Origin of the sequence: Microbulbifer litoralis (genome assembly GCF_023634065.1) — a bacterium.
Lineage (GTDB): Bacteria > Pseudomonadota > Gammaproteobacteria > Pseudomonadales > Cellvibrionaceae > Microbulbifer > Microbulbifer litoralis.
In genome coordinates, this window is sequence record NZ_JALKCV010000002.1 from 79,184 (window position 1) to 93,850 (window position 14,667).

Genomic DNA, 14,667 nt, shown 5'->3' on the forward strand with positions numbered 1-14,667 from the left:
CCCGCAAAGGGCCACGCCACCCGGCGCCCCGATCTGACCCCCAAAACTTGAGCTGATACGAGTGTTGGAATCATGCGAGAAGGGCCCGCGCGATGCCGGGCCCGGACAGGCGCCGCTCAGTCGAGGAGTTCGGGCTCGGTGGCGGTGGCCCCCATCGGGATCAGGCCCTTCACCATCATGGTCACGGTACGCTCCAGCAGCGGCGAATCGATACTGGCTGCGCCGCTGAGGATCTGGTATTCCAGATTGAGGATAGTGCCGTGGACTATCTGTACCGCCGCCTGCGGATCGGCGAGCCCCAGCAGTTCGAAAAATTCCTGGATCAGCGCTTCGGTCGCGTTGTTGGCCGCGCGAATGGCGGCAGTCAGCTGCGCGCTGCGCAGGGCCTCGTTGCGGAAGGCGAGCTCGATCAGGCGGAAATCCCGGTTGCCCGCCTGGTTGCGCACATGGGTGAGGATAAAACGCGTGAGCTGCTGGATCAGCAGCTTGCGCCCGGCGCCGGAAGCGCGATCCTCCGGCGACAGGTTGCGGGCAGCGGCGAAGCTGTCTTCCTGCAACTGGCGCGTGTGTTCGAGGCCCTGTTCGACGAAATAAGTGAAGGCGTCGCTGATCAGGTCGTTCAGGTCTTTGAAATAATAGGTGGTGGCGGCGAGCGGCACCGAGGCCTCGCGGGCAACGGCGCGGTGGCGGATGCCGCGAATACCCTCTTTGACAATCAGCCGCAGCGTGGCCTCGAGTATGGCCTTGCGGCGCTGCCGACTGTCCGCGCGCTGGGCGCGGCGGCCGTGATAGACCAGTTCAGACTTTCCGCTGTCCATAGTCATAGCGCAGTTCCCTGTTTTTTTTATAAAGAGATCGATCCAACCCCTGATCGAGCGTCCCATTCTAGCGAAAAAGTGTGAAATGACTAGCGTAAAACAGATGAATATGGCGCCAATAGATTACAGACGCTTACATGGATATTGCGCTGTTTCCATGCAGTTTGTGTGAGTTTGCGCCAATTGGCGCCCATTTTTGAATGGCACGATCGGATCAGGTGATTTTGCCGGTCACCCGGACTCTTTTGGAGCCCGGCATTACCCGGACCCGCTGGCTGCGGCGCCGCTCGATACCGGCATCGATCGCATTCTTGGCGGCGATCAGCAGGCCCGCCACCAGGAAGGCGCCGGGCGGCAGCACCGCCACCAGGAAGCCCGGGTAGTCGGTGCCCAGCACCGGAATGCCCCAGTCTTCCGCCATCGGCCCCAGCAGCAGGTCCATATCCGCGAACAGGGTGCCGCGGCCCAGTATCTCGCGGATGGCGCCGATGACGATCAGCACGGCGGTGAAGCCGAGCCCCATCATGAAACCGTCCACCAGCGACGGCAGCACCGGGTTCTTGCTGGCGAAGGCGTCGGCGCGGCCGAGGATCGCGCAGTTGGTCACGATCAGTGGAATGAAAATACCCAGCACCAGGAACAGTTCGTAGGTAAACGCCTTCATCAACAGCTCGGCGCAGGTGACGAAGGTGGCGATGATCATCACCGAGGCCGGCAGGCGCACCGTCTCCGGCATCTGCCGGCGCACGATCGACACCGCCAGGTTGGAACAGGCGAGTACGCCGATAGTGGCCAGCCCCAGGCCGATGGCGTTGACCACCGAACCGGTCACCGCCAGCAGCGGGCACAGGCCCAGCAGCTGCACCAGGGCCGGGTTGTTGTTCCAGAGGCCGTTGCGGCTGATCTCGCTGTAGCCGGGTGTCGCCATCAGTTGTTCTCCGGGGATTCGTCGCTGGACTGTTGCTCTCTGTCGCTATTGGGCTGTGGCACTTCGCCTTGAGGCTGGGGCACCTCCACCGCCCGCCTGGAAACCGGGGCACTGAACAGCTGTTCCCGGTGGGCGGCAACGAACTCGAGCACGTCGCGCACCTGATTGACCACCGCGCGCGGGGTGATGGTGGCGCCGGTGAACTGGTCGAAGGCGCCGCCGTCTTTCTGCACTTTCCACATTTCGGCGGGCGGATTCTGCAGGGACTTGCCGTCGAAGCCCAGGATCCAGTCGCTCTTGCCGATGTCGACCTTGTCGCCCAGGCCGGGTGTTTCGCTGTGGGCGGTGACGCGCACGCCGGCCACGGTGCCGTCGCGGTTCACGCCCACCAGCATCTTGATGGGGCCGGAATAACCGTCCGGCGCCACCGCCGGCACGATCACCGCGGTGATGCGGCCGTCGTCCTCCCGCGCCAGGTTGATATCGCCCCCCTGGTCCAGTCCCAGCCGCTCCCAGTAGGTCTTGGGAATCGGATAGGTGTCCACCAGGATATCGTTGCTGTGGCGCTCCACCGGGATAATCTCCAGCAGCGCCTTGGCGGATGCCGCGCGGATCGCGCGCTCGATGGGTTCGCGGGTGGTGATCTGGGTGATGGCCAGCGTGCCGGCGGTGACCAGCGCGAACAGCGTCAGTATCACCGCATTGGAGGCCATGGAGCGTTTCAGCATTGACTGCTCCCTTTGCTGATGGGCACGCTACGCTTTGCCCATCCTACGGTAGGCCACCGTGTAGGATGGGCAAAGGAGCGCAGCGACGTGCCCATCAGGGTCGGATTCCGCATCACTGTTCCTCCACATCCGTGGCCTTGCGCGGGGCCTTGTGGCCATAGGTGCGCGGCAGCGTGTAATTGTCGATGGTGGGGGCGGCGAAGTTCATCAGCAGCACGGCGAAGGCCACGGCATCCGGATAACTGCCCCAGGCGCGGATCACATAGGTCAGCAGCCCCACGCCGGCGCCAAAGATCAGCCGCCCCTTATTGCTGGTGGCGCCGCTGATCGGGTCGGTGATGATGAAGAAAGCCCCCAGCATGGTGGCGCCGGAAAACAGGTGCAGCAACGGCGAGCCCTCACTCAGGGAACTGCCACTGTCGTAGAACAGCACCGACAGCAGGGTCAGGGTGCCGAGCATTGCCACTGGCGCGTGCCAGGTGATGATGCGCCGCAACAGCAGGAAGAGGCCGCCGACCAGGAAGCCGAAACTGGCCACCTCCCAACCGTAGCCGGCGATGCTGCCCTTGTTGAACATCGGCTCCCTCTGGTAGAGCTGTTCCAGCAGCACCGACTGGTTCAGGCGCACGATTTCCAGCGGCGTGGCGCGGGTGAAACCGTCGACATTGATATTGCCGAACCCGAAAACCAGCCCCAGGGTTTCGCTGAGACCGGGGGCACCGTAGATCATCTCGGCCGGGCCCACCCAGCGGGTCATGGCCACCGGGAAACTGATCAGCAGCACCACGTAACCCACCATGGCCGGGTTGAACGGGTTGTAGCCCATGCCGCCGTACAGGTGCTTGGCCAGTATGATCGCCGAGGCGGTGCCGACCACCGGAATCCACCAGGCACAGTAGGGCGGGATCGCGATGCCCAGCAGCAGCGCGGTGACAAACGCGCTGTAGTCCTTCAGGTAAAAAACCACCGGGCGGTTGCGCAGTTTCATCACCGCCGCCTCGCAGGCGATGGCGGTAATGGTGCAGAGCGCGATATTGATCAGCACGCCGATACCGAAATACAGCACCAGTGCCAGTACGCCGGGAACGGTGGCGGCGGCCACTTGCAGCATTACCCTGGCGGCGCTGTCGCCGGAGCGGGCGTGGGGGGAAGAGGCGCGCATCAGGCTCATCGCGCAACTCCGTAACCTGTAGGTATTGGAGCCAACTTGGGTGGCGCCGAGTGAAGCCAATACTCCCCGTAGGATGGGCAAAGGAGCGTAGCGACGTGCCCATCTTCCGCCGCTTTGATGGGCACGCTCCGCTTTGCCCATCCTACGGAAACTGGCGATCGGGTGGTGATTTCCCCGGTCCGGGATAATCGCCCGCGGGGCAGGCTCCTACATTGCCGTTCCATTATTCCGGTTCCCCCGACTGTTCCCGCTGCTTCTGTTCCAGCTTCTTCTGCATTTTTTCCAGCGCCGTGGCAAAGGCATCCACATTGCTGTCGCCCTCCGCGCGCGCTTTTTCCAGTCGCGCCCCGGCCTTGGCCACGCGGGCCTTCAGTGCCTCGATATCCGCGGCCAGCTTGTCCGCATCGCTCATCTGCGCGCGGGCCGCAGCGGCCGCCTTGGCTTTTTCGATCGCACCCTGTGCCCTGCTTTTTTCGCCGGGGGGATCTTCCTGTGCCTCGGGACCGGCCGGCGCGGATGGCGACGGCGCCGCACTGGCCTGCTGTTCGGCCTGGGCCAGCTTCTGCCGCGCTTCCTCCAGCTTGAGTTCGGCGCTCTTCAACTGGGCCGCCAACTGGTCGCGCTGCTCCTCCGCGGCTTCGGCGAGTTTCTTCTGCATCCGTTCGACACGGTTTTCGGCACTGGTCAGGGAGCGTTTGGCGCGGGCCAGTTGCTGTTCCGGCGAGGCCTGCTTGGCCTTGACCCGCGCCAGGGCCGCCGCCACCACATCGGATTCCTGGCTGGCCGACCTGGCCTCGGGCGAATCGGCGTCCTGTTCGCGCTGCCTGCGCGCCTGTTCCGCGGCCTCGCGGCGCGCCTTGCGCTTGGCTTCCTTCTCTTTCTCCGCCTTTTCCAGCCGCAGCTTGCGAAACTCGAAGCGCTCGCGGGCGCGATCGGATTTTTCCTTTTCCTGTTCGGCGATACGGATATCGCCCTTGGCCGCGCGGTAATACTGCACCAGCGGAATGGTGCTGGGGCAGACATAGGAACAGGCACCGCACTCGATGCAGTCGAACAGGTTGTAGGCCTGCAGCTTCTCGCGGTCCTCGGCGCGCGCATACCAGTAGAGCTGTTGCGGCAGCAGCGAGGCCGGGCAGACCTCGGCGCAGAAACCGCAGCGGATACAGGCCTTGGCCGGCGGTGCCGGCGGCAGTTCTTTTTTCGTCGGTACCAGGATGCAGTTGGTGGTCTTGACCACCGGCGCGCGCTCGTCGTCGATGGTGTAACCCATCATCGGGCCGCCGATAATCACCTTCTGCATCAGGCCTGTGTGTTTGCCGTGCTGCTTGAGAATGTGTTTTACCGGCGTGCCGATGGGCACTTCGATATTGCGCTGGCGCTCCAGCGCCTCACCGACCACAGTGGTCACGCGGCTGATCAGCGGCTCGCCGAAGCGCACCGCGCGGTAGACGGCGCGGGCGGTGCCCACGTTCTGGCAGATAATGCCGATATTGCCCGGCAGGCCCTTGTTGGGCACCTCGCGCCCGGTGAGAATCTGGATCAGCTGCTTCTCGCCGCCGGAAGGGTATTTGGTCGGGAAGACCACGATATCGAAACGGGTTTCTTCTGCCGCTTCGCGCATCGCCTCGATGGCTTCGGGCTTGTTGTCCTCGATACCGATCAGTACCCGCTCCGGCTCGTCGAGGATATAGGCGAGTATCTCCACCCCGGCGATGATCTCCGCCGCGCGCTCGCGCATCAGCATATCGTCGGCGGTGATATAGGGTTCGCACTCGGTGCCGTTGATGATCAGTGTATCGATCTCGCTGCCGCCGTGCGGATCCAGCTTGACCGCAGTCGGGAAGCCGGCGCCGCCCAGGCCGGCCACGCCGCAATCGCGGATCTTCTCCAGCAGTTCCACCGGTTCCCGCTCGCGGAAATTCTCGCAGGGCTCCAGCGCGCACCAGTGCTCCTCGCCGTCGGTACGGATGGTGATGCAATCCGCCGGCATGCCGGACGGATGCAATACCGGGGCCGGCTCTATCGCCATCACCTTGCCGGAGCTGGGCGCGTGCACCGGGCTGCTGATCAGGCCATCCGCCTCGGCGATCTTCTGGCCCTTCATCACATATTCCCCCAGCGCCACCAGCGGCAGGGCCGTGGTGCCGGTGTGCTGCAGCAGCGGCACGACGAGATCTTCCGCCAGCGGGATACTGCCGATGGGTTCACCGGTGGACTGGAGTTTGTTCTCCGGCGGGTGGATGCCGCCGGGAAAATCGTTGGGGCGCAGTTCGCGCGCCTTGTCCCGCGCCCGCTCGCTGGCAATCAGTTGTGCCTCGCGCGCGGCGCGCTGCTCTTCAACGGTCTGGCGTTCGGAGATGGGTTCCTGCTCGGGGCTCAAGCTGCGTCCCTCTTTTCACTGGTGCGGGTGCCTTGCTGGGGGCGGTCGCTGGCGATCAGGTCGATGCCTTCCTCCGGTTTCTGCGGGTGCCATTCCTGCAGGGAAGTCTCCAGCGGCACCATGTCGATACAGTCCACCGGGCAGGGCTCCACGCACAGGTCGCAACCGGTGCACTCGTCGACGATCACCGTGTGCATATACTTGGCCGCGCCGGCGATGGCGTCCACCGGGCAGGCCTGGATGCACTTGGTGCAACCGATGCACTCCGCCTCGCGGATAAAGGCCACCTTCTTGACGTCCTCGACGCCGTGCTCGGCGTCCAGCGGCATCGGCTCCATATCCAGCAGGTTGGCCAGCTCGTTGATGGTCGCCTGGCCGCCGGGCGGGCACTTGTTGATCGCATCGCCGTGCACGATCGCCTCGGCGTAGGGCCGGCAGCCGGGATAGCCGCACTGGCCGCACTGGGTCTGCGGCAGCAGTTCGTCCACCTGCTCGACCAGCGGGTCGCCCTCCACCCGGAAGCGCACCGCGGCAAAACCCAGCAGCGCGCCAAAGGCCAGCGCCATGCCGCCGAGTACCAGCAGGGGCGTGGAGATTTCAGAAATCCAGTCCAGCATCGGGCCCCCTTACACCAGTCCACCAAAGCCCATAAACGCCAGCGACATCAGTCCGGCGGTGATCATGCCGATGGCGGCGCCGCGAAACGGCGTGGGCACATCCGCAGCGAACAACCGCTCGCGCATGGAGGAAAACAGGATCAGTACCAGCGAGAAGCCCAGCGCCGCGCCGAAACCGTAGAGAGTGGACTGCACGAAGGTGTGTGCCTTCATGGTGTTCTGCAATGCCACACCCAGCACCGCGCAGTTGGTGGTGATCAGCGGCAGGAAGACCCCCAGCACCTTGTACATCAGCGGGCTGGTCTTCTCGATGAACATGCGCGCAAACTGCACCACCACCGCGATCACCATGATAAAGGAGATGGTGCGCAGGTATTCGATCCCGAAGGGCTCCAGCAGGTAGGTGTTCACCAGGTAGGAACAGATGGACGCCAGCGTCAACACGAAGGTGGTGGCCCCGGCCATGCCCACGGCTGTCTCCAGCTTGTTGGAGACCCCCATAAACGGACACAGGCCGAGAAACTGCACCAACACGAAGTTGTTGACCAGGATGGTACTGAGCAGGATGACGGCGAAATCGGTCATGGTTCTCCGCAGGTGTCGATTGGCGGGCGGTACGGCATTGAACCCGGCCGTCTCGCCCGGCCCCGGGCTATGCGGCTGGCGCTGGGAGCGTGGGGTCGGGCGCCGCGCAGGGCGGCTATTATCCGCGAGTCCCAGAGGCCGTTCAACATGGCCGGCGCCGACGACGCCATGCCCCGGAGGCCCAGGGGAGACACATACAACCCGGGGTTCGGCGTTCAGGACCCCGGATCGACAGGCGTAGCCCGGATGGAGCGCAGCGGAATCCGGGACAGAGCACGGCGCGCCCCCATCCGGACTAAGCCCCACCAATCACCTGCCCCCCAAAAACCGGGACACAACACCAGCAGGCGTAGCCCGGATGGAGCGCAGCGGAATCCGGGACAGAGCACGGCGCGCCCCCATCCAGACTACGCCCCACCAATCACCCGAACCCCAAAAACCGGGACACAACAACAGCAGGCGTAGCCCGGATGAAGCGCAGCGGAATCCGGGACAGAGCACGGCGCGCCCCCATCCGGACTAAGCCCCACCAATCACCTGCCCCCCGAAAACCGGGATACAACACCAGCAGGCGTAGCCCGGATGAAGCGTAGCGGAATCCGGGACAGAGCACGGCGCGCCCCCATCCGGACTAAGCCCCGCCAATCACCTGAATCCCCAAAAACCGGGACACAACAACAGGAATTGTAGCGACAATCCTCCCCGACACCCGTGGCACCACCACGGCGCGACGAGTGAGGATGTTGAAATACCGGCCACGCGAACCTCCACGGTTGACCCTCCCGGGCCACTGGCGTAAAACGTTGCAGACATCACAAATAATAAAGAAGCAGTTCACGTTGCTGTGCGCTGCGCCAGCAACGCTTATGGATGAGAACCAGCAACGCCGCTTCTGGCTGATCGAGCTTGTCGCCTACTGGGAAGGGCGGCTCACCACAACCCACCTGCGGGAGTTCTTCGGCATCAGCCGGCCGTACGCCAGCAACGAGATCAACCGCTACCGCGAGGCGTACCCGCGAAACCTCCTGGATTACCGGCCCAGCGACCGCGCCCACCTGCCATCCCCGGATTTTGAGTGCCACCATATCGGCACAGACGTGGCCGAATACCTGAACTGGATGGCCGGCCTCAGCGCGAACTCGCAACCGACCCACCCCTCCTGCAGCCTCCCCAGCCTGGTATTGCGACACCCCGCCCGCAACGTGGGCCCGCAGCTGATGCGCCCACTGATCAAAGCGATCCGCGAACAGCGGCGGGTGGAAGTGGACTACGGATCGATCGCCAACCCCGACCGCGAGGGCCGCATCATTGCGCCCCACACCTTCGTCAACACCGGCCTGCGCTGGCACCTGCGCGCCTGGTGTGAAAAGAACCAGCAATACCGCGATTTCGTGCTGAGCCGTTTCCACGGCCAGCCGGAAACGCTGGACAAATCCCCCCGCGATGCCTCCGGCGATACCGCCTGGAATACGCAGATCACCCTGATACTGCAGCCGGACATGCGCCTCTCCCCGGAACAGAAAACCGTGCTGGAGCACGACTACCGGATGGAAGGCGGCCAGCTCTGCCTGCAGACCCGCGCCGCCCTGGCCAGCTACCTGCTCAAGGAGATGCAGGTGAATACCAAAATGTTGGATGGGCGGCCCGAGGCGCAGCAGCTGGTGCTTGTCAACTTTGATGACGTTAAGGAGTGGTTGTTTTAGGCCGGGCCGGGGCATTTGGGGCGGGGAGTGTCAACTGGGATGACCTGTGGATTTGTGCAGTGTTGGTCAATTTGAGGGCTCCGGATAGGGTTGCGTGAACAGAAAGCGAAAGAAGGAACATCGTGTGTCCAGATTGCAGCGAACAGATTTTTACGCCCACTCTACAGAGAGGTCTGACAAGGCGGACTGGCAATCTCTGGCTGACCACCTTTCTGCTGTGGGAGAACTGGCTGCGCAGAAAGCTGCAGTTTTCGGGGGGCAGGATCTGGCCCGAGTCGAAGGGTTGTTGCACGATCTCGGCAAGTACACGGACGAATTTCAACAGCGCTTGGAGGGAAGCTCCCAGCGGGTGGATCACGCTACCCACGGCGCGGTGATGGCAGTAGAGCGGTACGGTCCGCTAGGGCATTTGCTCGCCTACGCGATTGCCGGCCACCACGCGGGCCTCGCCAATGGCCGTGACAGCGGGGAGCGCACCAGCCTCAAAGACCGTTTGAGAAAGGAACTGCCGCAGCTCCTACCGCATTGGGAGCGCGAAATCGAGCTGCTGCAGGCGCTGACACCGCCCGCAGGTTTTCGCCCCGCAACGGAGCGCGGCGCTTTCCAGCTTGCCTTCCTGGGCCGCATGCTCTTTTCCTGCCTGGTTGACGCGGATTATCTCGATACGGAAGCCTTTTATCTGCGCAAGGACAAGGGGCTTGAGGGGCGCGACCAGAGGTTTCCTTCTTTACCTGCGTTGCGCGAGCGGTTGGACCACTATCTCGGTCGTTTCACGGCGGATTCGAAGGTCAACCGCATTCGCGCTGGGATTCTGCAGCATGTGCGCGAAAGAGCTGGGCTAGAGCCCGGGCTCTTTTCTCTCAATGTGCCCACTGGCGGTGGGAAAACACTCGCAACCTTGGCCTTTGCCCTGGATCATGCCATTGCCCATGGCTTGCGTCGGGTGATCGTTGTTATTCCGTTTACCAGCATTGTCGAGCAGAACGCAGCGGTGTTCCGCGAAGCCTTGGGAGAGCTGGGTGAGGCAGCGGTGCTCGAGCACCATAGTGCGTTTGTCGACGACGACAAGAGTTCTGGAACCCGGGAATCCAGAGACAAGTTGCGCCTGGCAATGGAGAACTGGGAAGCGCCGATTGTCGTGACAACATCCGTGCAGCTCTTCGAGAGCCTGTACGCCAACCGCGGCTCGCGCTGCCGCAAGCTGCACAATATCGCCGGCAGCGTCGTGGTTCTCGACGAGGCACAGACTTTGCCGCTCAAGCTACTGATGCCCTGTGTTGCCGCCATGGACGAACTGGCATTGAACTATCGGACCAGCCTGGTGCTTTGCACAGCCACCCAGCCGGCACTGAAGAAGGACGAGGGATTCGCCAATGGCTTGGAGAATGTGTGCGAGTTGGCCCCGGAACCGGAAGACCTGCAGCGTCAACTGGAACGTGTCCGAGTAGAGTACAGGGGCCCGCTTACTGATGAGGAGCTGGTGGCCGAGCTGGCCGGGAGTGAGCAGGTACTTTGCATCGTCAATAGCCGTCGTCACGCCCGCAGCCTTTACCAGTCGATCTCCCACCTGCCGGGTGCGCGTCATCTTACCACTCTGATGTGTGCCAGGCACCGCAGTGCCGCGCTCAAGGCCATTCGCCAGCGACTTCAAAACGGCGAGCCTTGCCGGCTGATTGCCACTTCCCTGATTGAGGCTGGTGTCGATGTGGACTTCCCAACGGTTTATCGCGCGGAGGCCGGCCTGGATTCCGTTACCCAGGCGGCCGGGCGCTGCAATCGTGAAGGCAAGCGGCCCCTGGCGCAGAGCAACGTCTATGTGTTTGCCGTAGCCAGTGACTGGCCCACACCGCCGGATGTGGAACAGTTCGCCGGCGCCGCCAGGTCCGTTTTTCGCCGCTATGAAAACCCGTTGTCCCTCGCTGCCATCCGTGACTACTTCCGTGAACTTTACTGGATCAAGGGTAAGGAACAATTGGGGGCGGATATGCTGAAAATGGTCGAGGAAGGACGTCTGGAGGGAATTCCCTACGAAAAGCTGGCCAAGGAATTCCGCATGATCGACAGCGCTATGTTGCCGGTGATCATACCCTACGACGAAGAGGCGCAGAAGGCACTGCGTCAACTTCAGTGGGCAGAATCCTGTGGAGGTTTAGCACGCAGATTGCAGCCCTATCTGGTACAGCTGCCAGAGCGTGCGCTTCGTGCGTTGCGAGAAACAGGCGCTGTACAGCCGGTACGACCGGAGCTATTTGGCGAGCAGTTTATGGAGCTGGTGAATGGAGATCTTTACCACGACGAGTATGGGCTCGACTGGGATGAGCCCACATTTATCAGCGCAGAAAAGTCGGTTATGTAAGAAGGTCACCACCCATCGGTGCGGATAGGATTTAGGAGAGCAAGAGTAATGGCATACGGAATAAAATTGATGATCTGGGGCGAACGCGCCTGCTTTACCAGACCGGAAATGAAGGTGGAGCGGGTGAGTTACGACGTAATCACTCCCTCGGCAGCGCGCGGCATATTGGAAGCGATTCACTGGAAACCCGCGATTCGCTGGGTAATCGACGGGATTCAGGTGCTCAAACCGATCCGTTTCGAGTCTATCCGCCGCAATGAAGTGGGGAGCAAGATCAGTGCACGCAATGTGAGTTCTGCGATGAAGGCCGGCAGCACTGAGGGATTGGTCAACTATGTGGATCAGGACAGGCAGCAGCGCGCCGCCACGATATTGCGTGATGTTGCCTATGTGATCGAGGCCCACTTTGAGCTGACTGGCAAAGCTGGCGAAGGTGAAACAGAGGGAAAACACCTGGATATCTTTAACCGCCGGGCGCGCAAGGGGCAGTATTTCCATGCGCCCTGTCTGGGGGTGCGGGAGTTTCCGGCCGATTTCCGGCTGGTTGAACCCGATGAACCAGAGCCGGATTCTGATATATCTTTGTCCGGCGAGCGTGATCTCGGTTGGATGCTGCACGATTTTAATTTCAGCAGTGACTGCGAGCCGCACTATTTTCGAGCGTGTATGCGCGATGGACTGATAGAGGTTCCGCGGTCGTTCAGCGAGGAGGTTAAGGCATGATTCTCTCGGCGCTGGATGGCTACTATCATCGGCTGGTGGAAAGTGGAGAGGAAGGCATTGCTCCGGTTGGTTTCAGTCAGGAAAAAATTAGCTATGCATTAATTTTGGCTGAGAATGGCAGTTTGGTAGATGTGCAGGATATTCGCGATACCAGAGGAAAGAAGCCTGTTCCCGCAATACTGACCCTCCCTCAGCCACCCAAGAGATCGGTGAATATTGCGCCTTGTTTTCTGTGGGACAAATCTGCATACGTACTGGGAGTCGCCTCCGCAGAGGATGCAAAGTCACGGAAACGAGCGATTGAAACGCATCAGGCATTTAAAAATATCCATCAGGAGTTGCTGGAAGGCTGCGAAAGCCCGGCTCTCAAGGCGTTGCTGGCGTTCTTAGACTGGTGGACACCGGAGATGTTTGCCGAGTCTCCGTTGTTCTCAGAATCCATGCTGGATGGAAACTTTGTTTTCCGCCTGGATGGAGAGAAGGCCTATCTCCATGAATGCCAAGAAGCGCATTTTTTGCGCCAGGCTATGCTGCAGCAGTCTGAAAGCCCCAGCAAAGTTTGTCTGGTTAGCGGAGAACGTCGGCCGGTGGCCCTGTTGCACCCTTCGATCAAGGGCGTTTATGGGGCTCAGACCGCTGGCGCGTCTATTGTCTCCTTCAATCTGGATGCCTTCACGTCTTATGGACACTCCCAGGGGCAGAATGCTCCAATATCCGAGCAGGCAGCCTTCGCCTATATCACAGTTCTGAATCATCTGCTCCGCAAGGGAAGTCGACAGCGGCTGCAACTGGGAGACACTTCGGTGGTTTTCTGGGCGGAGGCCGACTCAGCTAGTCAAGCCGAGAAGGCGGAAGGGGTATTTGCCGACCTGCTTAACCCTTCGGCAACGGATGCTTCCGAAACCGCCAAATTGCGGCCAGCTTTGGACGCTGTAGTCAAGGGCAGGCCTCTCCGGGAGATCGATCCAGAGCTCGAAGACACTACCAGACTGTATATTCTCGGTCTTGCCCCCAATGCTTCCCGGCTTTCGGTGCGTTTCTGGGAAACCGGCTTGCTGCACAGCTTCGCAGAACGTCTCGGACAACATTACCGGGATATGAAACTGACACCGTTACCCTGGAAAACAGAGCCTTCCGTCTGGCGGTTGCTGTTGCAGACGGTACCTCACCGGGAAGGTAGCCAGCCAAAGTCCGATGATATTCCACCGCAGCTGGCCGGCGAGATGACACGCGCCATTCTCACCGGCCGTTGCTATCCCCGTAGCCTGCTTTCCAACCTGATTATGCGTATGCGTGCCGATGGCGATCTATCGCCATTGCGCGTGGCCCTGTGTAAAGCAGTATTGACCAGGGAGTCGCGTATTGCCAACAAAGCCAAAGAGAAGGAAATTTCCATGAGTCTCGATACCGATAATGCCGATCCCGGTTATCTGTTGGGACGGCTATTCGCCGCCCTGGAAGATATTCAACAATCGGCACTGGGCCGCGATATCAACGCAACCATCCGTGACCGATATTACGGCGCTGCCTCCGCTACTCCCGCCAGTATTTTTCCCGTTCTCGTGCGTAATGCCCAGCACCACCTCGGCCGTTTGCGTAAAGACAATCGGGGGGCAGCAGTGAATCTTGAGAAAGATGTCAACGAGATAGTGGACAAGCTTCCGGCCAGTTTCCCCAAGAGCTTACGCATCGAAGCGCAGGGACGCTTTGCCATCGGCTACTATCACCAGAATAAGGCACGTTTCAGCGGCCAGAAATCCAATGTTAAGGAAGGAGAAGAATCATGAGTGCCATCGCCAATCGCTACGAGTTTGTATATCTATTCGACGTTACCAACGGCAACCCCAACGGCGATCCGGATGCGGGAAACCTGCCGCGTCTGGACCCTGAGACCAATCAGGGCCTGGTGACTGATGTCTGCCTGAAGCGAAAGATTCGCAATTATGTGAATCTGGAAAAAGAGGATGAATCCGGCTATGGCATCTACATGCAGGAAAAGTCGGTATTAAACAACCAGCACAAGAAGGCCTATGAGGCTCTCGAGGTAGAGCCGGTGTCCAAGAAGCTGCCCAAGGAGGAAGCCAAAGCCCGGGAGCTGACTAGGTGGATGTGTAAAAACTTCTTCGATGTCCGCGCATTTGGGGCGGTGATGACCACTGAAGTCAATGCCGGCCAGGTACGTGGACCGATCCAGATGGCATTCGCCACCTCCATAGATCCGGTACTTCCCATGGAGGTTTCCATCACCCGTATGGCAGTCACCAACGAGCGAGATCTGGAAAAAGAACGAACCATGGGCCGGAAGCACATCGTACCCTACGGCCTGTATCGTGCTCACGGCTACATTTCAGCCAAACTTGCTGAGCGCACTGGATTTTCTGAAGAAGATCTGGAGCTACTGTGGCGTTCTCTGGTCAATATGTTCGAGCATGATCGATCCGCAGCTCGGGGCGAAATGGCGGCGCGTAAGTTAATCGTATTCAAGCACGAGCACCCCATGGGCAATGCGCCGGCTCACAAACTGTTCGACACAGTCCAAGTCGAGCGTGTGGAGGGTGCTGATGATACTCCTGCCCGTGGCTTCTGTGACTACCGTGTCACAGTGGATGCGGAATCCGTACCGCAGGGCGTTTCTGTCGAGGAGAAACTGTAGGCAGA

General features: G+C 61.0%; 12 protein-coding genes. 5 read left to right on the forward strand and 7 right to left on the reverse strand.

Going from position 1 to position 14,667, the window contains the following annotated elements; translation table 11 throughout:
* Positions 1-116: 116 nt before the first annotated feature.
* From MWN76_RS03710 to rsxA, 7 genes are all read right to left on the reverse strand, one after another.
* Positions 117-824, reverse strand: a complete 708-nt coding sequence (locus tag MWN76_RS03710; RefSeq protein WP_250459447.1) for a TetR/AcrR family transcriptional regulator — start codon at positions 822-824, stop codon at positions 117-119.
* 208 nt (positions 825-1,032) lie between these two features.
* Entirely contained in the window at positions 1,033-1,746 is a 714-nt protein-coding gene (locus tag MWN76_RS03715; RefSeq protein WP_250459449.1) for an electron transport complex subunit E, read from the reverse strand.
* Positions 1,746-2,474 carry an electron transport complex subunit RsxG gene (gene rsxG, locus MWN76_RS03720; RefSeq protein WP_250459450.1) on the reverse strand — a complete coding sequence of 243 codons (729 nt, stop codon included), beginning with the start codon at positions 2,472-2,474 and terminating at the stop codon, positions 1,746-1,748. Before rsxG ends, MWN76_RS03715 begins: the two co-directional genes overlap by 1 nt.
* A 112-nt stretch (positions 2,475-2,586) precedes the next feature.
* A complete protein-coding gene (gene rsxD, locus MWN76_RS03725) occupies positions 2,587-3,645 on the reverse strand; it encodes an electron transport complex subunit RsxD (protein ID WP_250459452.1) in 1,059 nt (352 codons plus the stop codon).
* A 223-nt stretch (positions 3,646-3,868) separates the two neighbouring features.
* Positions 3,869-5,950 carry an electron transport complex subunit RsxC gene (gene rsxC / locus MWN76_RS03730; RefSeq protein WP_250460087.1) on the reverse strand — a complete coding sequence of 694 codons (2,082 nt, stop codon included), beginning with the start codon at positions 5,948-5,950 and terminating at the stop codon, positions 3,869-3,871.
* 71 nt (positions 5,951-6,021) lie between these two features.
* The gene (gene rsxB / locus MWN76_RS03735) at positions 6,022-6,642 is read right to left on the reverse strand and encodes an electron transport complex subunit RsxB (RefSeq protein ID WP_250459454.1); all 621 of its coding nucleotides are present in this window, start codon (positions 6,640-6,642) and stop codon (positions 6,022-6,024) included.
* A 9-nt stretch (positions 6,643-6,651) separates the two neighbouring features.
* Positions 6,652-7,227, reverse strand: coding sequence for an electron transport complex subunit RsxA (rsxA, locus tag MWN76_RS03740; RefSeq protein ID WP_250459456.1), 576 nt, complete (start codon positions 7,225-7,227; stop codon positions 6,652-6,654).
* Positions 7,228-8,093: 866 nt separating this feature from the next.
* Here rsxA and MWN76_RS03745 point away from each other — a divergent pair.
* From MWN76_RS03745 to cas7c, 5 genes are all read left to right on the forward strand, one after another.
* Positions 8,094-8,930: a BrxR family helix-turn-helix transcriptional regulator gene (locus MWN76_RS03745; RefSeq protein WP_250459457.1), complete on the forward strand. Its 837-nt coding sequence runs from the start codon at positions 8,094-8,096 to the stop codon at positions 8,928-8,930.
* 124 nt (positions 8,931-9,054) lie between these two features.
* Positions 9,055-11,286 (forward strand): CRISPR-associated helicase Cas3', encoded by a 2,232-nt coding sequence (cas3, locus tag MWN76_RS03750; protein WP_250459458.1) that lies wholly within the window; start codon positions 9,055-9,057, stop codon positions 11,284-11,286.
* Positions 11,287-11,334: 48 nt separating this feature from the next.
* Positions 11,335-12,009, forward strand: a complete 675-nt coding sequence (cas5c, locus tag MWN76_RS03755) for a type I-C CRISPR-associated protein Cas5c (RefSeq protein ID WP_250459459.1) — start codon at positions 11,335-11,337, stop codon at positions 12,007-12,009.
* Positions 12,006-13,796, forward strand: coding sequence for a type I-C CRISPR-associated protein Cas8c/Csd1 (gene cas8c, locus MWN76_RS03760; protein ID WP_250459460.1), 1,791 nt, complete (start codon positions 12,006-12,008; stop codon positions 13,794-13,796). Before cas5c ends, cas8c begins: the two co-directional genes overlap by 4 nt.
* The gene (gene cas7c, locus MWN76_RS03765) at positions 13,793-14,662 is read left to right on the forward strand and encodes a type I-C CRISPR-associated protein Cas7/Csd2 (protein ID WP_250459461.1); all 870 of its coding nucleotides are present in this window, start codon (positions 13,793-13,795) and stop codon (positions 14,660-14,662) included. Before cas8c ends, cas7c begins: the two co-directional genes overlap by 4 nt.
* The last annotated feature ends 5 nt before the right edge of the window (positions 14,663-14,667 follow it).

Bases quoted from the DNA above. Each gene is read 5' to 3' on its own strand.
- rsxB (WP_250459454.1), bottom strand. From the start codon at position 6,642: ATGCTGGACTGGATTTCTGAAATCTCCACGCCCCTGCTGGTACTCGGC.
- cas8c (WP_250459460.1), top strand. From the start codon at position 12,006: ATGATTCTCTCGGCGCTGGATGGCTACTATCATCGGCTGGTGGAAAGT.
- rsxD (WP_250459452.1), bottom strand. From the start codon at position 3,645: ATGAGCCTGATGCGCGCCTCTTCCCCCCACGCCCGCTCCGGCGACAGC.
- rsxG (WP_250459450.1), bottom strand. From the start codon at position 2,474: ATGCTGAAACGCTCCATGGCCTCCAATGCGGTGATACTGACGCTGTTC.
- MWN76_RS03715 (WP_250459449.1), bottom strand. From the start codon at position 1,746: ATGGCGACACCCGGCTACAGCGAGATCAGCCGCAACGGCCTCTGGAAC.
- cas5c (WP_250459459.1), top strand. From the start codon at position 11,335: ATGGCATACGGAATAAAATTGATGATCTGGGGCGAACGCGCCTGCTTT.
- rsxA (WP_250459456.1), bottom strand. From the start codon at position 7,227: ATGACCGATTTCGCCGTCATCCTGCTCAGTACCATCCTGGTCAACAAC.
- cas7c (WP_250459461.1), top strand. From the start codon at position 13,793: ATGAGTGCCATCGCCAATCGCTACGAGTTTGTATATCTATTCGACGTT.
- MWN76_RS03745 (WP_250459457.1), top strand. From the start codon at position 8,094: ATGGATGAGAACCAGCAACGCCGCTTCTGGCTGATCGAGCTTGTCGCC.
- MWN76_RS03710 (WP_250459447.1), bottom strand. From the start codon at position 824: ATGACTATGGACAGCGGAAAGTCTGAACTGGTCTATCACGGCCGCCGC.